This window comes from Ectothiorhodospira sp. BSL-9 (assembly GCF_001632845.1).
In the GTDB taxonomy this organism is placed as follows: Bacteria; Pseudomonadota; Gammaproteobacteria; order Ectothiorhodospirales; family Ectothiorhodospiraceae; genus Ectothiorhodospira.
The window spans coordinates 2,963,323-2,986,341 of the sequence record NZ_CP011994.1; the positions used below are offsets into that span (position 1 = coordinate 2,963,323).

The 23,019-nt window shown below is 62.0% G+C and carries 2 protein-coding genes; both read right to left on the reverse strand.

Annotation, left to right across the window (positions count from 1 at the left end):
- Window positions 1-2 precede the first annotated feature (2 nt).
- On the reverse strand, window positions 3-2,927 hold the full coding sequence (locus ECTOBSL9_RS13755) for a hypothetical protein (protein WP_063465521.1): 2,925 nt from the start codon (window positions 2,925-2,927) through the stop codon (window positions 3-5).
- A 90-nt stretch (window positions 2,928-3,017) separates the two neighbouring features.
- Window positions 3,018-22,598 (reverse strand): hypothetical protein, encoded by a 19,581-nt coding sequence (locus ECTOBSL9_RS13760; RefSeq protein WP_063465522.1) that lies wholly within the window; start codon window positions 22,596-22,598, stop codon window positions 3,018-3,020.
- Window positions 22,599-23,019 lie beyond the last annotated feature (421 nt).

The window sequence follows — 23,019 nt, forward strand, 5'->3', positions numbered from 1 at the left end:
CCCTAGCCGATGTATGGGTGAGATGAAGAGATCGCCGACGGTTCCACCCCGATCTCCTCTACCCACCGTGCCAGACGCAAGCGAAAGGCCTCCCGCTGCGCGAGAAAGTCGGCGCGCGCTCTGCGTCCCCGCTCGGCACGCGCCGCTTCCGGCATGGCCAGGGCACGATTCACCGCCTCGCTCAGCCGGTCGCGGCTGGTTTGATACACCTGGCCCAGCGCCTGACGATGTGCCGGCCTGGCCGGCACCAGGATGCCGTTCTTCGGCGTGATCAGTTCATTCATCGGCGGCGCGTCCAGGGTGATCACCAGCGCCGCCATCGCCCGCGCCTCGTTGATGTAGTGGCCGAAGCCCTCCACCTGGGAGGTGCACAGCTGGATGCCGCCCCGGGCCAGGGCCGGGAAGTAGGCCTCCGGCGCCAGCCAGCCGGAAAAGTGGTGCATATTGCCCTGGCGTTGCCAGCCCGCACCGTTGCCGGGAACGTCCTGGCCGCGGACCTGCAGCCACAACGTCGGCAGCTCCGGACAGGCCTGCCAGAGTGCCTGAATCTCGCCGGTCATGCGCCGACGCGAGCGGCCACGGAAGTGGCTGAAGGCGAGGTAGTCGTTAACGCGCACCCCGGGGTCTTTCGAGGTGAAGCCAACATAGACATGGCGCTGCTCCGGGAAAGCTTCTGTCAGCGCCGTTATCGCGGCCCGGCTCTTGTGCAGAAAGGTATCGATCCAGTGCGCCGCGGCGGCGGCACTTGGCGGCTCCAGCCACTCCGGGTTCACCAGCAGCGCCCGATGCCGGTAGCCGGCCAGCCAATCCGCCTCGAACACCCGCTCGATGAAGATCGCCAGCTGGCCCAGCCGGCCCAGGCCGCCAGGAAAGGCCATGGGTTCGCGCCCCTCGGACACCGCCAGCGGCACGGGAATGCGCCGGGCCCGCAAGCCGGGGCCGGCGGGTCGGGCCTGCAGCGCCTCTTCCAGCACCTCGGCATCGTGGGTCAGCCCGTAGGAGTGCGACGGCACATACAGATCGACCACCAGGGGCGCCTGGGCGTTGCGAGAGGCAGCGGCCGTTGCAGCGGCGCCGGCCGCTACGGCACGCCAACCGCCCTCGGCGCACAGCGCCGCGGCATCGATATCCTGAAACACCTCGCCGTTGAGCCAGGCATCCCGCGCCGCCCGGCAGGCCGCCTCGAACTGGCGCGCTCGCCCCGCCATATCGAACAGCGGCGACCGGGGCAGCTCCTCGTGCAGGCGCGCCTTGAGCCGTGCCAGTGCACCCGGGTCGCGCAGCCATTGCACCGCCCGCGCCTCATAAGTGGCGGCATCCGGCGTGACCAGCGCGTCCAGCCCGGCGGCACGCAGCAGGCTGGCACTGACCCGGGCGGCGAAGTTGCGCCCTTCCAGGGCCAGCACCGGCACGCCGGCGAACAGCGCCTCGGTGGTGGAGGTATGGCCGCCATAGGGCCAGGGGTCCAGCATCAGGTCGCAAACGCCCAGTCGCGCCAAGTGCTCCGCCCGCGGCAGGGCGGGCGCTCGCCGCAGACGCGCCGGCTCCAGTCCTGCCTCCCGGATAGCGGCCTGCAGGCGCTGCCAGGCCACCGGGCCGGGGTCCAGCAGCCACAGCACGGTGCCCGGCACCGCCTGTAGAATGCGCATCCAGCAGGCCCATGCATCGGGGGTGATCTTGTTGACGGCGTTGAACACGCCCAGCACTGGCGACCCGACGGGCAGGCCCAGTGCCTCCCGGGATGGCACCAGGGGCGGTTCCCGGTCGGCGAAGTCATGGGGCTGATAGCTGGGCGAAAGCCGGATCAGCCGCTCGCTGACATCCACCTCCTGCCCGGGCGGTATGACCCCGGCATCCGCCACCAGAAAGTCCACGCAGGGGCTGGCGAGGGTGCCTGGCCAGCCCAGCCAGGCCAGCTGCACCGGTGCCGGCCGGTGCACCAGAATGCCCATGCGCTGGGCCCGGGTGGGGCCGTTCAGCTCCACCAGCACCTCGATGCCCTGTTCCCGGATCTGCTCGGCGGCGCTTCGGTCATCCAGGCCCGACAGCCCATGAAAGCCAACGCAATGGCGTGCCAGCTCGCGCCGGGTGGCGGATCCATCGTCCCAGCCGCTGCAGAACAGATGCACCTCCACCGCCGCGGGATCGTGCCGACGCAGCAGACCTAAAAGCAGATGGCCGGTGGGGTGGTCACGAAAATCGCTGGACAGATACCCCAGCCGCAGCGGCCGCCCCGCCGCCGCTGCTCTATCCAGGGGCGGCAGCGGTGTGGCCCTGGGCAGGGCCCGCGACGACCAGGCGGCCATCACCCGGCCGTTGATGGCCGGATCATCACACCACAGCAGGTGCGAGCGCGGCAGCTCCCGAGCCTCGACCGTCTGCCCCCGGGCATGGGCCGCGCGCAGCTGTTCGGTCAAACGCGCCTGCCAGGCAAAATCCGCCACCCGCTGGGCGATATAGAGCACCGTCGAGGCCCACGCCAAAGGCTCGCCCAGGGCCTCGAAGGCCTTACGGGCCGCGCGGACGGCACTCGTCTGATCGCCCAGCCGCACCAGCGCATTCGCCGCTACCAGCACATCGGTGGGCGGCGCCTCGGGGTGAGCCAGCACCCGGCCCAGGGCATCGCGCGCGGCGGCCTGGTCACCCAGCTCTTCGGCCAGCCGACCCGCCACCCGCAGCGCCCTCAGATGCGTGGGTTGTGCCGCCACGGCGGCCCGGGCCAGGGCCAGCGCCACCGCGGAATCCCGCGCCTGCACCGCCTCGGCGGAACCGCACAGGCCGCTGGCGAGGTCCGAAGCCGGGATCTGCGCCGCCGCGGCCTCCTGTACCAGCCGCGAGATCACGGCCTGTGCATCGCCGGCCAGCGCCCGGGGCAGCGCCTGTTGCAAAAGCGGCAGCAGGCGCGGGTTGATCGCTGGTTCAGGCATCATCGTGCTCCATTACCCGTCAAAAAAAAAAGGGGCGGCACACGTGCCGCCCCTGATGAGTACTGCTACTTTCTGCGACCCGCTATCGGGTTAAACGATGTTTTGTTCCTTCTCGTCGGCACCGAAGTTGTCCAGCGAGAACGAGCCACCGACCGTGTTAACCAGGGCCAGCTTGTAGAGCTCCGCCGCCTCGACGGTACCGTCATCGGCAGAGGACTGCTCGTGCGCCCAGATGGCAGTCAGGCTGTCGTCGTCCGAGCCAGTAATAGCGAAGATGGAGGTATTGATCTCTTCACTTTCAGCATTTGAGGAGAAACTGAAGTGGTTATTGAGAAGATCAGCAATCGCACCGGCATCACCAAGATCCGTGCCGCTGGCAGCGCCGGTGATCAAGCCGAACTCATCATTACTGAGGTCGAATGGGAAGTTATCTGCAAAGGCGAACGTTGAAACGACACCTTCAACCTGACCAACCTTCGTGCTGGCCTCGAGCGCCCCCTCCAGCACGATCAGGTCCTGATCCACCTGGAAGTTGTGGATGACGTCAGGCTCGGCGTTGCCAAGAGACAGCACCGTGACCTCGGCCTCGCCTTCGCCATCGCCCCACTCGAACGGATCGAAGCCTTCCCGGACAGTGTCGACCGACTGATCGTCGACCTCTGCGTCGGCCCCGGCCGTGACGCTCAGGGCATTGATCAAGGCAGTCAGATCCCGCCCATCACTGTCCTCGGTGTAGAGCGTCTCCGCGCCGTCTTCCGGACTGCCGGGCTCGGTCACGCCGCTCAGGAAGGTCGTGGTCAGCCCGTCCTCGCTGATCACACCCGGGGCCGAGCCGAACAGCGTGCCGTCGCCGTCGGTGCTGCCCCCAGCGTTTTCCACGGGCGAGTCAGGAGTGGCCTCATACCCATTCTCCGGGTTGACGAAGCTCTGGCGCACCGCCTGGTCTTCCGCGTCATCGCCGCGCAGTGTGGCATTACCGTTACCCGTCGTGCCTTCCGCTGCAGAGAAAGCGTCCGCTGTGTAGGAGTCGCCGGGGTTCTCGAATGTTTGTCGCACGCCATCCAGACCGAAGGCCAGATTGGGCGCGATCAGGAGCAGAAGCTCGGCGACGTTGTTGGAATCATCAACCGGAGTTCCGTAAGCACCTTCTCCGGCAAGATCGGCCACCGTTTCGCCTGCAGCCGTCGCAGAAATCAGGTCGATGAACTCGATGGACCCGCCACCTTCCAGATTGAGCTTCAGCGAGATGAATTCCCGCTTCTGGAAGATATCGGCATAGGCCGTCAGACCTTTCGCAAACTGCACGGACTCAATCTGCGACAGAAGATCTTCATCATCCTTCAGGCCAAGGAAGCGCACGAGATCGCCCCGCCCGGCATCAGTACCCAGGGTGAACCCGTAGATCTTCAGCGTGTCGCCCGAGCCGAGTGCACTGGCCGAGATCAGCACCTCATCATTGCCAAATTCGGCAGCGAACGACTCACTGATCGGACTGTCGGGGCTATCGTCAACATCGGATTTGTTCTTGATGACGAACGCATCCTTAGTCGAATCCGAGAGATCAGTGATGTCCCCAACGACAAAGTCACCCTCCGAATCTACGTATACCGGCCCCAGAGTCACGATCCCGCCGCCGTCCGGCGCAAAGACACGATGATTGCCATCGGGTGCCGCATCTTCCGCATCCGCCACGGGCTTGAATGTCGGCGCATCCCCGAACAATCCGGAATCGTCCGCCGGATTGGTGCGGTCCGCGTTCTCAGTATCAACCCCCTTGGCAGTCTGATCGATGTTCGGAGTAATGGTGTCCAGCTCGATGAAGTTCGCTCCATCCGTAACAGACGATATCGAGCCAACATCTGCCGTGCAGTCTGTTGCAGGCTCGAATTTACCCGGGGTGATTTCGCGCGCCGTGAATTCCGGACCAAGCTCGATGCTTGTGCCGTTGTCCCTGAACGCCCTGACGGTATTGGCCGCACCGCTGGCAACCGTACCCAACACATTCGCGCCCGGAACAGCCGCCGTCACGGTAATGAAATACAGGCCCGCTTCACCACTGAATGTATCAACGGCAATTTCAATGGCACCCTTGGCTGCCGCATCTTCTGCCAGTTTCTCAATGATGGCGGCAGCAGTGTCATTAGACGCCACTGTGTACTCGGCAGAGGTATTGCCAAACTCAACCCGCAGGGTCTCGCCCACAGACAGCCCTTCGACGAAACCACTGTCGAAACCGACCCGAATAACCTGCTCTGTGGACTCATCTTCGTTGATATCAGCTCGGGTCAACCCCGTGACGTTCAGCGGATCGACTCCGCCAATTTTTGCCGTCAGCGTCAGGGTCGGTGTATCGCCCGCACTCAGGCTGATACCTGCAATGTCGAGAACGCTCGATATACCAGTTCCATCGGTATCATTATCAATCGCCGCCTCGAGCTTTGCCTCCAGATCCTCAAGCAGCTCTAGGCGGGTGTCGCCGTCGATCAGGAACTCCACACCGGCGATCGTCACCGAAACCTCACGGCCGATACCGGCGAAGTAATCATCGTCAGAGCCGTCGATGCTCAACGACGTGACCTGCTGGACAGCGTCCTTCGACTGGAAGGCAGTGATGTTCAACGGAGCGAAATTGCCTGCATCCCCGGTGATGGTGAATTGGTTCGACTCCAGACCCCGGCTGGCGCCGAAGCCTGTCCCGGTGGCGAGCTCATCCATCAGTGCATTGAGGGTACCCTCAAGTGTGTCCTGCATGTTTACCGTGAAGACCTGTTGACCAACAGAGATGGACACTTTCCCGGTGTCGCTGTTGATGCCCGACTCGAAGTACGCGGCATCACCGGAGGCGAAGGTCACCGTGGTTTCTTCGGGCTGGCCATCCAAATCATAGGTGCCGGCGCTGATCGTGAACTGCTCGCGCACAGAGTCGGCCGAAACCAGGGTGATCTCATTCCCGACCTTGCTGACTGCGCTGATCAGGCCGTCAAGCGACCCGCCCGCGGTACTGGTCGCGCTACCTTCGGTACCAGTGCCGATAACACTTCCGCGATCGCCAGACACACGTGCGTTTAGCTCGACCAATTCGGCGCCGACCGGGTTTGCCGTGACAACCAGGCTGCCTTCGTTCACAGCCAGCGTTATCGCATCTTCCTCTAGAAGCGGGTTGAAGAACGACACAAAATCGGAAAGTGACGTCTCCAACGCCGGACCAGAGACATTCTCGACAATTTCAAAATCTTTCTCCAAGAAGAACCTTACATCATCATCACTTGGAGCCACGCCCAAAGTGTAATTGGCTTCAGTTCCGTCGACGGTTACTGTCAACGACACCCTGAAATCGGGACCAAAAATTCCATCGTCGAAGAACACGTCTTCGGTGCCGGTCAGACCTGACCCGAGTGCGACTCTTGCGGGGCTCACTCCGCCCGTTGCACCACTGATCGCCGTGACCAGATCGTCAACAGTCGCCGCCGAGAAGGTTTCGGTCCGCCCCTGCCCTCCGGTTTCAGTGATCGTCAGCGACACCTCGCCACTGGCGAACGGCGTGAACCCGCTGAAATCCACCGTGGCAGCCTGCTGGGCGCCCTGATAATCCAGCCGGATATCGCTGACAGAGAATGTCTGCTCACCCGGATTGGCGCCTTCAAGGGTGATGGTGGTGCCATCCTGCGTTGCCGCGGCAATCAGGTTTTCAAGCGCACCACCGACACCGGTCTGGGCATTGATCGCTTCCACCAGCGCTTCGGCGGTAGACACCTCGCTTGTGTCAACGGGAAGAGAGGAAAACCGAATCTGGGCGGCAATTTCCGTCTCATCCGTCCCTTCACCGATCTTCAGGCTGCGTCCCATCGGTGAAAAGGCAAACTGGCCAATGCCCGGCATTGCGGTGATTTCGATGCCGCCGTCGATCAGCTTGGCAGTATCAATGATGCTCTGCTGCTCGAGCACGTTCAACAGTTCCGATACATCTAGGATGCCGGAGAGACTTACTGACCCTTCCCCGACATTGGAGCCGTCGATCACCTGGTAAAGCTGGAAGGAACTACCGTCCACCTTGGTCGTGGGTTCAATATCCGGAACGTTGATGATCAGTTTGGCCGGATCGGCGGACAGGACCATGTCCGCACTCACGGTGACCGTCTCCTGCCCGTCCCCAGATTCAATCTCCAGCCAGACCTTGCCACCCTCGAAATACACCGACGGTGCATCACGACCCGTCAGATTGGTCGCGAAATCGTCCCCTTGCGAGCCCGTGGTGTAGTTCCCGCTATCGCTCAGGCTCACCGTGGCAAGCTGGGTCACCCCGGCGTAATCCAGGCGCACGTCCTCGACGGTGAAAAGCTGCTTGCCGGGGGTTGCGGCGGTGAGCATGATCTCCCCGCTCCCGGAAACCTCAGCGTTTTTCAGGACACCGACAAGGGATCCGGCATCAGCGGCATCTACGCCTTGTCCTTCGAACGTTGTGGTCACTCCACCGAAAAGCGCCGGAAGGGTGATACTCAGATCCAGAGTGTCAACACCATCCGTGGCCGTTATGACGATGTTTCCATTTTCATCAATAACGGCGCTGTCAACTATGCTTCCTTGTCTTTGCTCAACAAGATAATCCAGCAGCAGCCCGATGGTGGCAGGCGTGTCCTCGTCGCCGATTTGTGGTGTTGGCAACAAGGGGTTGGTTGCGATGAAAAATCCATCCTGGCCTGTAGTCTCCACGACAAAGCCACCCACAAAACCAAAACTGTTGATCACCACCGAAGGGATGGCCGAGGCGGTGGCCTCGGTGACCAGTGGATCATCCTCACTGAAGTTGCCTTCAATGACAATCTGCGCTGGCTGAGCCGACTGGGCCGGCTGTAGCTCTGACTGGATCGCATTGACCAGCGCCTGAGCCGGGTCGACATTCCCCGCAACGGTCGAAAAGAAGAGAGTGTTAGCGGTGTCCTGCGCGTCGAACTTTGGAAAGGTGGTGTCTCCCACCACGAAATCCTCGTTTCCTGTGACCTGAAGAAAAAACTGAACTTTCTCTTCTGTTGCGACAATTCTGATTGCACCATCAACAAGTTCTGCCGATGCGACTTGCGGAACGTCTCTCAATGCCGAGAGAAGGTCCGCTACGGTTGTGATATTTTCAATATCCACCGTTTCAGAGAAATTGGTCTCACTCAAAGGACCCCCAATTTGTTGAAACAAGCGGATCGTATCTCCCGAAACTGTCGAGTCTTCGTCGACGGTGTTTCCCACCTCCAATACGAGTGTGGCAGGGTCAATCCCCTGCATATTTGCGGAAACCACAACCGGGTTCCCGCCGGCCCCCTGTGCATCCACCGGCGTTATTGTCAGCCAGACCTTGCCGCCTTCGAAAAACACCGGCGCACCACGGTCGGTTGCGTCGCCGTCACTGAAGACCGCGTAGTCCCCCTCCGGAAACAACGGGATGGTCGCCTGCTGGAACTCGCCTGCGAAGTCCAGTTCGCCCGTGGCTTGCAACGGATCCGGCCCTTCGGTGGCGGCGGTCAACTGGATACCGAGTTTCCCCGGACCAGCCGCAGTCAATGGCAGGTTGTCCTGAGCCGAAGCCAGGAAAGCGCTGCCATCGATGGATTCACCTGGTGTCGTTCCAAGAAACACAGTCGCACTGGAGTCACTGACAGTCACTGTATAGGGGAATCCGCTTCCCTGTTCCTGAAGCGGCGCGGACAAGCCGATTATCTCGCCATCCTGCACCGACATAAGTCCCGTCGCCGGCGACTCCAACGGAACGGAAACCCCGTCTATCGTCAGAGAGCCATTGCTCAGATTATATGTTGCGAAGCCAGGCGAGCTGCCAAATGGCGGCGTCGGCCCCGTGCCCGTGTTGAAAAACTCGTAACGCAGTTCCCGACCGTCAGCCAGCGTGACTTCGAAGACCAGCGTCTGCGCCACTGTCGGATCGAACACGCCTGCAACCACAGTGTCGACACTCTCGATCGCTTCGGGCTTTGCTGCCAGCACAGCCTGCAGTAGGGCCTCGACCGAGCCGCTGGGATCACCGGCCAGCATATCGGCCTCGATCGGGTCTGCACCCTCGATCAGAAGGCGCAGTTTGCCCCCTTCGTAATAGTCATCCGCGTCGACGCTGAACGTGACCTCGCTGACTTGCTGCACACCGTTCTGCTCGACAGCGGCGGCGGTCACGGCAAAGGTGTTCTCGCCAACCTCGTTGGCCGTAAGGGTCAGCACGTTGTCGTCGACCGTCGCCACCAGAGCGGTATTGACCCCCGTGTTGTCATTGATCGCAGCCTTCAGGGCTTCGAGGGTCGCATCGATATCCGCGAGGTGGATTTCCAGATCCTGAACATCGCCCAGGCCGAACTTGTCATCACCCACCGGCTTCAGGATGGGGCCAAGGACAACGCGACCGGCAGTGGGAGCGAGCACTTCCTTGAGGTTTGAATCGACCGTTTCCAAACCAAAACCGATGCTCGAACTAATCGCAGCCAAGAGCATTTCTGTTTGACCGTTGTCCGTTACAGGCAAGCCGTAGCCGCCCTCACCGGCCCTTTCGCCGATCAGATCGGCCAACTCTCCCGCAGGTATGGCGTCTTCACCGATCAGGTCGACCAGCTCGATGCTGCCGCCATCGGCAAAGTTAAGCCGAACCGAGATGAGGTCCTTGTCGTCAAAGACCTCGTTATAGTTGGTCAGGCTGCGCGCAAACTCGACGGACGCAATCTTGCCGGCGAATTCCTCGATGGGGTTCACATCGGTATGATCAATAAACCGAACGACATCCTGACCGATGGTCAGCCCGTGAATGCTCAGGGTCTGGCCGGCGGCAAGTTCCGTTGTGTCTACCACCACCTCGTGGTCGTCGAAAAATTCAAGAATAGAGTTTATGTCAACAGGATCGAAGCTGCTTTTTTCAAAACCATCTGTGTCACCGCCTATAAACGCATCGGACACGTTCTTCAGGACAAAGCCGCCATTGAACACCACGTCGGACGTCACCGTGGTGGACGTTCCATCGACATCAATCTCGACCGACACGCTGCGGTCGAACGGGGTGTTGTTGCCCTCGTTCGTGCGCGTCGGCCAGCCGTCGATGGTATCCGGGAAGGTGACCTCCCACTCGGTCTTCTGGCCGTCATTTTCGATCAGTTGGACGCGGCTATCGCCATCTCCACTGCCCGAACCGACATCCAGGGCCCTGTCCAGTTGCCCCAGTAGCTTCAGCTGATGGATGGGGTCATCATTCTCATCGACCCCAACCGTCACGAACGCATCGCGCAGATCGACATCTGCCTCAAGATTGAGATTGATTTCTGCGAGGATCTCATTGAACTGCGGGTCATGAATCGCGTCTCCATAGAAATCCTCCAGTATAGTGCGCAGGAGTGCCGGCGAGATCGCGATAGCTTCAGGAAAACCCTGAAGTTCATTACCTAAGCTAGCATCTTCGTCAGACAAAATTTCCGCGAGCTTTTGAACACTGACAAACACCTCATCTGTAAGCGAATAGGTCGCGCCACCCGGGGTGGAAAACAAGGAGGCGAAGAAGAGAAGGGACTCAAAGCCGGAACCGCCATTCACTTCGGGACCAAGATCGCCCGCGAAGAAACCATCAAGCAACAATGCCGCCGCGCCGATAGGAACAAATATCGAATTCGATGGTACGACATATTTGCCATCGGTCATATCTGCCAGTGAAACAGGGGTTTGGGCCTCTGTTAAGGGATTCACGGTCAGCCCAACGATCGCCTCTTCTGGGGCGACGACTTTCTGATCAGCCAAGATTTTTTCGGCAAACTCCTTCAAGGCTTGTTCAGCTTGCAGGTTGGTAGTGGTTATCGTGTGCTCGAAGATCTTGCCGTTGATGGTGAGCGTCAGCACCGAGCCTTCGCGGTACTCATCACTGTCACTGGAGAAGGTCACCGTCGTGACCGGCAGCGTACGACCGTCAAAGATGGTCTGGTAGACAATGGTGTCTTCCGAGCCTTCGTCCTCGGTCAGCCAGATGGTATCGCCACCGAGGCCGCCAACGATGGTGTGCCCACCCGGGCCGGAGAAGATGGTGTCATCACCGCCCTCCGCCTCGATGCGCAGGTTGATGGAGTCACCGATGGCCATCATGTCGATGCCGTTCGGGTTGTTATTCCCGAAGGCCACCACTTCCTCGGCACCGGCCAGCGCCGCGTTGGCCTGCGGGTTGGTCAGCGCCGACTGGATGGTGGTGTAAGCATCGCGGATGCTGTAGGTGACGTTATCGCTGTTCACCGACAGCCCGGCCTGGGCCAGCGCCACTGCCTGCGCGACGGTGAGGTCGCCGGTGACGGTGAGTTCCACCGTTTCGGGCTTAAAGCCGGCGGTATCCGCCTCGAAGCCCTCGACGAAGCTGTTCAGCACCGTGGTGGAGCCGGTGGTGGTGCCGAAGATCTGCTCTACGGACCTTACCAGCTCCGGCTCGCTGTCGAAGTCTTCCAGTTCCGGAGGTGTAAGGGCGTCAATCGCCGCCTCCAGCTCACCCAGGCGCGTGTCAACCTCACCGCCCTTACCGGTCAGCGCCTGCAGCGCAGTCACCGCCGCGTTCAGGTCGGCCAGTTCGCCGGTCAGGTCCACGATGTCGTCAATAGCCAGACCGTCGATCTGGCCCTGAAGATCAGCAACCTTGCCGTCCACATAGGCCACCACCGTGTCGGTGATGCCGTCCAGCTGGCCTTCAAGGGCCACCAGGCGCTGATCAATCGCACCGCCCTCACCGGTCAGCGTCTGCAATGCAGTCACCGCCGCGTTCAGGTCGGCCAGTTCGCCGGTCAGGTCCGCGATGTCGTCAATCGTCAGACCGTCGATCTGGCCCTGAAGATCAGCAACCTTGCCGTCCACATAGGCCACCACCGTGTCGGTGATGCCGTCCAGCTGGCCCTGCAGCGCATCCAGCTCAGCGCCTACATTGGAGCCATCGCCCGCCGCGTCGGTGATCGTGCCCACCAGCGTGGTCAGCTCACCCAGCGCCGTCACGTTGGCGGAGATGTCGTCGGCGTTGTCATCGATTTGCGCCTGGAGTGCATCGTCCAGGTCTTGAATAGAGCCCTCCAGCTCCATAACAGCCTGATTCAATTCACCAGTCAGACGTGTATCCAACTGCTGAAGCAGCAGGAACAGCCCTGTCGGATCCTCACTCTCATTCTCACCCACAACCCCCTCAAGCGTCTTGAGGGCATCGCTGAGCGCCTTGAGGGAGTCGTAGTCGCCCGGCAACAGGCCGCCGTCGATGTTGACCAGGCCGGAGTAGCTGATGGCGTCGAAGCCGCCGAACACCTGATCGACGATCTCGTCACTCACTCCATCGGCCGCAGCAACATAGTCGGCCAGCGGAGTGCGGACGATGGTATTGTCCTCGATGGTCAGCACTTCGACACGGATGGTGCTGCCGATCAGCTTGAAGGCACCCGGGTCGTCCAGGAAGGCGATCAGATCGTCGATCTGGTCCGCGGGAATGCGCAGCGTCACTTCCGCCGCATCCGTGAGGCTGAGAATGCCCCCGGTGTTGATCAGACCGCTCAGGCCAAAGGTGCCACCGGAGCTGAAGCTCGGCGAGACGCCGCTGGGCAGGAAGTCGGTCTGAACGATCTGCCCATCGATAATATCGGTTCGCGTGAACTCCACTTCCCCGGCGAACACGGTATAGGCATCGAAGCCAAGAATGTTGGTGTCGAGCGTAAAGGTCAGCTCGTCCTTCTCATCAGACACGTCTGTGTTGCGTGAACTGTTCGGGAAGCGGAATTCCAGCTCGGAGCGGTTGCCTTCCACCCCGCTGAGGTCGAGTCGGATTTCGCGGGTATCGAAAACACCCGGCGTCGGGTCGTCCAGGCGCACCACAACCTTGTTGGTGCCAGCGCCCAGGTTGCCGTTGAATTCGATGCTGTTGGCATCGGGCGCCTTGAACACGAACTCGTTGTTGGCGGCCGTGCCGGTGAGGTTAACGATAAAGTCTTTCGCGGCGGCATCGCCGTCTACCTCCGGATCGGTCTCCAGACGCGCGGTGAAGATATTGGCAGCACTATCGAAGGCCTGAATATCGCCGCGCACAAAGCTGGCTTCACCGTTGGCGGCGATATTGACGGTAACGGGGCCGTCGTTGTCACCGGAGAAGGCGATGCTGGCCGGTGAGATGCTGTCATCGATGGTGACCAGGAAGGCCTGGTCGACCCGCTCAATGTCATCGACCTGCGCTTGGAACTCCAGGCTAACCGCATCGACGGAGGGGTAGCCGCCCTCGGGGCGCTCGTCGATCACGCCCTGCAGTACCGCCTCCTGGCGCGGCTCGTTAAGGGCATTGAAGCCCTCGACGGACGCACCGGTGGCGTAGACAAAGATGTCCTCCTGAATGGCGGCCATCTCGGCAACGGTCTCTGCCGCATTGACCGCGTCGAGCGCCACCGAGAGCGCCGCCGGCTCGACGGCCAGCAGCAATTGGGTGAAGCTGGCGTAATCGCCGCCGTTCAGCGCCTCGAAGATGGCTTCCTGACGCACGTCTGACAACTCTTCGAACTGAGTCAGCGCCGCATCGACCTGTGCAAAGGTCAGAGGCTCGCCGTTCAAGGTCTTGCCCTCGAGATTTCCCAGGGCGTCCGCAACGTCACGGAAGAGCTCAAGGGTAAGCGCGGAGTCGCCATCGTTGGCGTTCACTACCACTTCCTGCACCGCGGTGCGGAAGGCTTCCAGCAGGTTCAGGTCAACCGACAGCGCTTCAAAGCTGGTGTAGGGGCCATTGGCGGCCAAATCCGCCGCCAGCGCCTCGAAGCGGCCCTCGACCAAGGAATCCAGACGGTCTACCCCTGCTTGGGCAGCCTCAAGGCCGGCTTCGGTCACTTCATGGCCGTTGACCGTCTTGCCCTTCAGGGCAGTCAGGGTGGCAGCCACCGCCTGCAGGTCGTCGACGCTCAGGGTGCCTTCGTTACCATTCTCGACCGCGTCCTGCACCGCCTCGCGGAAGGTCAGCAACTCATCGAACAGCCCGATCATGGCGGTGAAGCTGCCGTAGTCATTAGCGCTCAGGTCGGTCTGCAGCGCCGCATAGCGACCGGCCTCCAGCTCGCCAATCCGCCCGATCAACGCATCGAAGCTTGGGGTCGCGGCGTCTCCATCCACCATCTTGCCATTGACGGTCTTGCCGTCCAGGGCAGCGAAGGTGTCACGCACCGCCTCCAGTTCAGCCGCCGCCAGCGTGCCGCCTTCGGCTGCCTCGACCGCCTCCTGCACCGCCTCGCGGAAGGTCAGCAACTCGTCGAAAAGCCCAATCATGGCGGTGAAGCTGCCGTAGTCATTAGCGCTCAGGTCGGTCTGCAGCGCCGCATAGCGACCGGCCTCCAGCTCGCCAATCCGCCCGATCAACGCATCGAAGCTTGAGGTCGCGGCGTCGCCATCCACCACCGCGCCGTTAACGGTCTTGCCGTCCAGGGCAGCGAGGGTGTCGCGCACCGCCTCCAGTTCAGCCGCCGCCAGGGTGCCGCCTTCGGCTGCCTCGACTGCCTCTTGCACCGTCTCGCGGAAGGTCAGCAACTCGTCGAACAGCCCGATCATGGCGGTGAAGCTGCCGTAGTCGTTGGCGCTCAGGTCGTTCTGAAGCGCCACATAGCGTCCGGCCTCCAGCTCGCCGATCCGGCCGATTAGCGCATCGAACCCCGTGGTCGCGGTGTCGGCATCCACCACCGCGCCATTGACGGTCTTGCCGTCCAGGGCAGCGAGGGTGTCGCGCACCGCCTCCAGTTCAGCCGCCGCCAGGGTGCCGCCTTCGGCTGCCTCGACTGCCTCTTGCACCGTCTCGCGGAAGGTCAGCAACTCATCGAACAGCCCAATCATGGCGGTGAAGCTGCCGTAGTCGTTGGCGCTCAGGTCGGTCTGAAGCGCCGTATAGCGTCCAGCCTCCAGCTCACCGATCCGGTCGATCAGCGCATCGAAGCTTGAGGTCGCGGCGTCGCCATCCACCACCGCGCCGTTAACGGTCTTGCCGTCCAGGGCAGCGAGGGTGTCGCGCACCGCCTCCAGTTCAGCCGCCGCCAGGGTGCCGCCTTCGGCTGCCTCGACTGCCTCTTGCACCGTCTCGCGGAAGGTCAGCAACTCGTCGAACAGCCCGATCATGGCGGTGAAGCTGCCGTAGTCGTTGGCGCTCAGGTCGTTCTGAAGCGCCACATAGCGTCCGGCCTCCAGCTCGCCGATCCGGCCGATTAGCGCATCGAACCCCGTGGTCGCGGTGTCGGCATCCACCACCGCGCCATTGACGGTCTTGCCGTCCAGGGCAGCGAGGGTGTCGCGCACCGCCTCCAGTTCAGCCGCCGCCAGGGTGCCGCCTTCGGCTGCCTCGACTGCCTCTTGCACCGTCTCGCGGAAGGTCAGCAACTCATCGAACAGCCCAATCATGGCGGTGAAGCTGCCGTAGTCGTTGGCGCTCAGGTCGGTCTGAAGCGCCGTATAGCGTCCAGCCTCCAGCTCACCGATCCGGTCGATCAGCGCATCGAAGCTTGAGGTCGCGGCGTCGCCATCCACCACCGCGCCGTTAACGGTCTTGCCGTCCAGGGCAGCGAGGGTGTCGCGCACCGCCTCCAGTTCAGCCGCCGCCAGGGTGCCGCCTTCGGCTGCCTCGACTGCCTCTTGCACCGTCTCGCGGAAGGTCAGCAACTCGTCGAACAGCCCGATCATGGCGGTGAAGCTGCCGTAGTCGTTGGCGCTCAGATCGTTCTGAAGCGCCGTATAGCGTCCAGCCTCCAACTCGCCGATCCGGTCGATCAGCGCATCGAAGCTTGAAGTCGCGGCGTCGCCATCCACCACCGCGCCGTTGACGGTCTTGCCATCCAGGGCAGCGAAGGTGTCGCGTACTGCCTCCAGCTCAGCCGCCGCCAGGGTGCCGCCTTCGGCTGCCTCGACTGCCTCTTGCACCGTCTCGCGGAAGGTCAGCAACTCGTCGAACAGCCCGATCATGGCGGTGAAGCTGCCGTAGTCGTTGGCGCTCAGGTCGGTCTGAAGCGCCGCATAGCGACCGTCCGCCAACTCGCCGATCCGATCGATCAGCGCATTGAAGCTTGTGGTCGCGGCGTCGCCATCCACCACCGCGCCGTTGACGGTCTTGCCGTCCAGGGCAGCGAAGGTGTCGCGCACCGCTGTCAGCTCAGCCGCCGCCAGCGTGCCGCTTTCGGCTGCCTCGACCGCCTCCTGTACCGCCTCGCGGAAGGTGACCAGCGGCGCGAAGATATCGATGACGGCATCAGCATCGGCATAGCCGCCTTGCGGACGGTTGGCCAGCAGGTCGTTCAGCAGCGCCTGCTGGCGGCCTTCGACCAGGACTCCGAAGTCGGTCAGGTCGAGATCCACGGCACCTTCGGCATCGAAGGCCTGGGCGAGGCTTGCCAGCGCGGTCTCGAGTTCGGACGGGGTTTCCGCCTCGTTCACGTCGTCCATCACGAAGCGCAGGTTGGGGGTAATGAGGGCCAGAAGGTCGGCCACATCACCCAGCTGGCTGATCGGTGCAGCGTAGGAGCCTTCGCCGATGGCGTCGCCACCCAGCGGGCTGAGCAACTGGGCGACGGTCTCGCCCTGAGGCCCTACCTGCAGATCCAGCGCAACGATATCCACCAGAGCGATGGAATCGCCGTTGCTCAGGTTGAGCTTGAGCGACAGGAATTCCTTGTCATCGAAGGTCTCGCCATAGGCAGAGAGGTTCTTGGCGAGTTCGACCGAGGAAGCGCGCGCATCCAGAGCGGCAAAGTCGGTGAGGTCGGTGAAACGCAGGGTGTCACCGCGGCCTGCCTGGGTGCCCAGGGTGGCGCCGTGAATGGCAGTGTTGCCCAGGCCGGGCGCCACATCGAGCGCGACGGTGTCGCTCCCGAAGTCAGCGCTGCCGAGCGCGTCTTCCAGACCGGCAAAGGCTGCCTTCAGTTCACCGTTGATATTCCCACCCACGTAGGCGTCGGCCAGGTTCTTCAGCACGAAGGCGCGAGGGTCGACGGCCAGGGTGCTCTTCTCGGTGACGTTGCTGACGGAGCCGTCGTCTTCGAGGCGCAGCAGCTTGCCGAGGATCAGCAGCTCGTCGCCGGTGGTTGCGGTCAGGGTGTCATCGATGCCGAGCGCCGCCTTGTCGGTGTCGAGATCCTTGAGGTTAAAAGTGAGCTTGTCGAACTCTACCTGTCCGTTGTGGGTGCCGCCGGCCCCGGTCAGGTTGTTGAGCTGACCGACAGTGACATCGTCGATGATCTCGATGGCGGTGGCGTTGGCGAACGCCTCGTCGGCCTGGGCCAGCAGGTTGGCGATGGTGTCGCTGACGGTGTAGGTCAGGTCTACCGCAGCCAAGTTGACGTCAGCGTTGTCGACAGCTGCTTCGAGCGCTGCCGCCTGGGCGGCGTCAACTTCTGCCGTCGTGACGATGATCTTGCCGGCAGCCTCCAGGGCAGCGGCACTCTCCGCCAGCCCATCGGCAACGGCGAGAGCGGTATCGGTCACGTCGTAGGTGGTATCGCCATCGTTGGCGAGAGCGGCAATGGCGACGGCTTCCGCCACCGTTGCTGCGGTGGTGGCTTCGATGTCGGTTGCGGCATCACCCGCGGCGCCGGCGTCGGCCAGGTTCTCAGCGGTGTCCTTGAGGTCGAAGTCAAAGTCGAATTCATCACCGCGAGCTTCGAACAGGGCATTCGACTGGGCGACGCTAATCGGCTCGGCAATCTCCAGCGTTGCGGCCTTGAGCGCCGACAGATCGGCATCGATATCGATGGCGCCTGTGATGATCACCTTGCCGGCGCCGGTAACGTCTACCCCGGCCTTGGCCAGGGCATCGGCCTGGGCGGAGGTCAGGGTGAGAACGCCATTAACGCCCAGCACGATGGTCGGGGTATTGGCCCCCGCCGTCTCATCGATCTGCAGCTCGGAGAGATCGACTTCCTCATCGATGTTGATGATGCCGTCGAAAGTGACCTTGAGCTGGCCTTCGTCTTCGCCCTGCTCGGTCTCGGGCCTGCGCTCGATGACATTGAGGGTGCGCACCTGCTCGAAGGAGAGTTCGGCGGTGACGTTGTTGCCGATCTCGAGCGTCTTGACCCCGGAAACCGTCTTGGTGCTGAGGTTAACGGTTTCGCGGCCTTCGCCATCGGCGCGGCGGACCACTTCCACCACGGTCTCGCCGTCACCCTGAATGGATTCGGCGGCCTGCAGCTGCTCGTCGCTGAGGGTAATGCGCGGCGCAGAGCCTGCCTGGCTGATGACGTTGAAGGTACCGCCTGTGGCCTGGACGGTGGCGGCCGACACATCGACGGTGCCCACCAGCAGCAGGGTATTGCTGCCGCTGCCCAGCTCGATGGTGCTGTCATCCGTCAGGATGCGGCTGTCGTCGGCGCCGGGGCCACCGTAGAGCACCACGGTGTCGCTGCCTGCGCCCATGTCGATATCAAGCACACCGGGCGCATCGCCGTCGGGTCCTTCCGGCAGGATCAGCGTCTCGTTGCCGCTGCGGCCGTTGAAGGTGATGTTGGTCTCGATCGGGGTGTGGGTGAGGTCAAGTACGCGCTCGACGAAGGAGCCGGAGACGACCTTGTCAATGACCACGTCGTTGGCGTCGTACTGCAGCGAGGCCTTCTGGCCGGCATTCACCGACAGTTCCGCGATCTCGGTGGTGCCGCCGTTGCCGGCACGCATCAGCACCACGGCATAAGCATACTGGGTGGTGCCGGAGGCAGTGATGTCCGTTGCGCCATTGAGCACCCCGGCATCCAGCTCGGCCAGGTCAGCGCCGGAACCGGTGAGGCTGTAGGTGGAGGCAGCAAAGTCCACGCCGCGGGCGGCGAGCTCGTTTACCTCGGTGGCGGTCAGCTCGGCACCGTCGTTGACGATGATGGCCTTGGCATTGGTGAGCAGATCAGCGCCTTCGGCGACATTGAGGAGGTTCGACGCGCTGTCGACGAGGCGGTAGTTGGAGAGAATCGGGTCGCCTGCTTCCAGCGCGGTGACTTCGGCGACCGTCTGGGGCAGGCCGGCGCCCTGGAGGGCGTCGGCGAGTTCGGCAAGCCTGGCCTCGAGCGCTTGACTGACTCCATCCAGGTTAGCCTGCACGGCGTCGATATTCCCCTGCAGCTCGGTCTTGTTGGCGTCGACCGTGGCCGACAGATCGGTCACCACATCCTGCAGGGTAGCCAGGTCGTTGGCCACCTGGGTGATATCGTCTGCGTTGCCATCGATCAGCCCCTCCAGACGGGCCACCTCGGTGTTCAGGGTGTCGGTCAGCGCGCTGATCGCCGCGTCCAGGTTGGACTGAACCGTATCGATATTGCCCTGCAGCTCGGTCATATTATCGTCAACCGTGACCGACAGGTCGGTCACCGCACCCTGCAGGGTAGCCAGGTCGGCGGCCACCTGGGCGATGTCGACCGACAAGTCGGTGTCCAGTTGGGCGATCTCGCTCTCAAGGCGCGTCACCTCGCTGGTCACGCGATCAGACAGCGCGTCAATCATGCCTTCCAGCGCAGTCTTCGCATCCGCCAGTGCTTGCGTCTGAGCGAGGTCGTTGGCGTCGACAGTGTCGCTCAACGCCGCGACCAGGCCATCCAGGGCGGCCAGGTCACTGGCTACCTGGGCGATGTCGGCGGTCAGCGCACTATCCAGATCCGCCAGCTCGCCCTCGAGACGGGTCACTTCGTTGGTCACGCGGTCCGACAGCGCGTCAATCATGCCTTCCAGCGCAGTCTTCGCATCCGCCAGTGCTTGCGTCTGAGCGGCGTCGTTGGCGTCGACAGTGTCGCTCAACGCCGCGACCACGCCATCCAGGGCGGCCAGGTCACTGGCTACCTGGGTAATATCGGCGGCGTTGTCGCCGATCAGCCCCTCCAGACGGGCTACCTCGGTGTTCAGGGTCGTGGTCAGATTCCTGATCGCCGCGTCCAGGTTGGACTGAACCGTATCGATATTGCCCTGCAGCTCGGTCATATTATCGTCAACCGTGACCGACAGGTCGGTCACCGCACCCTGCAGGGTAGCCAGGTCGGCGGCCACCTGGGCGATGTCGACCGACAAGTCGGTGTCCAGTTGGGCGATCTCGCTCTCAAGGCGCGTCACCTCGCTGGTCACGCGATCAGACAGCGCGTCAATCATGCCTTCCAGCGCAGTCTTCGCATCCGCCAGTGCTTGCGTCTGAGCGAGGTCGTTGGCGTCGACAGTGTCGCTCAACGCCGCGACCAGGCCATCCAGGGCGGCCAGGTCACTGGCTACCTGGGCGATGTCGGCGGTCAGCGCACTATCCAGATCCGCCAGCTCGCCCTCGAGACGGGTCACTTCGTTGGTCACGCGGTCCGACAGCGCGTCAATCATGCCTTCCAGCGCAGTCTTCGCATCCGCCAGTGCTTGCGTCTGAGCGGCGTCGTTGGCGTCGACAGTGTCGCTCAACGCCGCGACCACGCCATCCAGGGCGGCCAGGTCACTGGCTACCTGGGTAATATCGGCGGCGTTGTCGCCGATCAGCCCCTCCAGACGGGCTACCTCGGTGTTCAGGGTGTCGGTCAGGGCGCTGATCGCCGCGTCCAGGTTGGACTGAACCGTATCGATATTGCCCTGCAGCTCGGTCTTATTATCGTCAACCGTGGCCGACAGGTCGGTCACCACACCCTGCAGGGTAGCCAGATCAGCGGCCACCTGAGCGATGTCGACCGACAGGGCGGTGTCCAGTTGGGCGATCTCGCTCTCAAGGCGCGACACTTCGTTGGTCACGCGGTCCGACAGATCAGCGATCATTGCTTCCAGCGACGCACGCGCGGCGTCCAGCGCCGCCGTCTGAGCGACGTCGTTGGCGTCGACGGTGCCGCTCAACGCCGCGACCACGCCATCCAGGGCGGCCAGGTCACTGGCCACCTGGGTAATATCGGCGGCGTTGTCGCCGATCAGCCCCTCCAGACGGGCTACCTGGGTGTTCAGGGTCGTGGTCAGATTCCTGATCGCCTCGCCCAGGTTGCCCCGCACGTCGTCGATATTTTGCTGCAGCTCGGTCTTATTATCGTCAACCGTGGCCGACAGATCGGTCACCGCACCCTGCAGGATAGCCAGGTCGTTGGCCACCTGGATGATATCGTCGAAGTTGCCACCGATCAGCCCCTCCAGACGGGCCACCTCGGTGTTCAGGGTGTCGGTCAGCGCGCTGATCGCCGCGTCCAGGTTGGACTGAACCGTATCGATATTGCCCTGCAGCTCGGTCTTGTTGGCTTCGACCGTACCGGACAGCGTGGTCACCACACCCTGCAAGGCGGCCAGGTCGCCGGCCACCTCGGCGATGTCGCCTGTAAGCGCTGCGTCCAGGTTGGCGACTCGGGCAACAGCCGCATCGATTTCCGCGTTCAGCTGATCGGTGCGTTTGGTAAAGAACTCCCTTAGTGAAGCTTCGATATCAGCGATATCAATAGTGGTGTCTTCAAAGGTACCCGTGCTGGAACGCAGCGATACTCTGGGACCATTCTCGGCGGGGAATAGGGTATTGTTTGCTGCCAGGAATTGATAGGTCGAGTTGGCCTCTACATCGTCATTGACGGTAACGATTAATTCACCCTGACCTGAGACCTGGTTGGCTCCCAAGGTTTCAAGCTGCACCCGGGAAAGTTCCAGACTGGAATTCAGGATGATGGTATCGGCCCCTTCGATGCTGACACCTGGCTCAAGGCGAATGTTGCCATCGCTGACCTCGAGGGTGCCGCCGCCCAGGCTGATTACACTGCCTTCCAGCAGGGTCAACTCGTAGTCATCGTTGGGCATGTCGAAGGTGAGGGAGCCGCCGCTGAGTTCAATATTCAGTTGAGCGGTAAAATCCTTGACTTCCTGATCATTGATATCGCCCACCAGCAACCAGAGGTTGCCCTCCCCGCTGATGACAAGATCCTCGTCTGCTTCTTGATTATCAATGAGCGCCTTATTCACAAACAGCGTCAGGCCGTCTTCGATCACCACCGAGGTGACGTCATCGGTGATGAGCTTGACATCACGATCGTTGCCTTCGGGGAAGACCACTTGGTCGTCGTCGCCATCGCGCTGAATGTTATCCTCGGCCGAGAAGTCGCTCCAGTTGACGAATCTGGCACCTTCATCAGACTCCTCGACGTAGATATGGCCACCACTCAGGGTGAGCACGCCGTCTTCGAGCACTACGTCGAAGCTACCTGGCTCACTCTCGGGCTCTAGTGACTCTTCCGGCGCAGCAGGCGATGAGCTGCCACTGCTACCGCTACCCGCCGCAGCAGCAGCTACTCCGCCAGCGGCCAGGGCACCGAGCACATAGGGTGTGTAGGAGCCGCCGGCCATCGCAGAGGTGCCGGCCTCGTCCGCGGACCACAGCAGGGAGGCACCGCTGGCATCGCGAGACAGAACGGCACTTTCGGCTGTAATAACTGCATCGGCATCTTGGGCCAGGCCCAAATCACCTTCAGGGTAGAAGGCGACGCCTGACGTGGAGAAGAAGTCGGACAGTGTTGCGACTTCTTCTTCGTCCACCTCGAGAATCAGATCATTGCCCAAGCGCTTGGCAACAAGTGCCTCAGGCGCTTTTCCCGTGACGGAGTCGATAAGTGTGATACGAGCGCCTTCGGGAAGCTCAATTTCGGAAAGCTCCGCAACGCGCATCATGATCTGCTCACCGCTGGGCAGTTCAATCAAGGCGCTAAGGATCTTCGTTTCAACGGCAGCCATATCGCACTCCATTTTGGAAAGACTTGTTGATCGGTTGGCAGCGCCTTGCGCGAACTCACTTAAATTCGATCCGCCAGGCTAGTGAATTCTCTATCAATAGAGGGCACACAAATTAACGAATGAATAGTCAGCTGCGCACCCCAAAAATGCACACTATTTCACATGTGCTTTCTCAACTTCCATCAACATAAACTATTGAGGCATTGAGAGTGATATTCACCATACTAGGCTGCCTCGCGGCACCGCAACCGGAGTACGAATTTTATTGCATCCATATCGGATTAAGTTTTGTAAAATGTTTCAGGTTTTAAATTCCGATATTGAGACATTTCCCCGGCAGCGGGGACATACCGTCCGAGGATCTCATCATTCAGGGTAGGCTGACTTCAGCCAGAGAGGGCATATCAGAATCGCGCTTCAG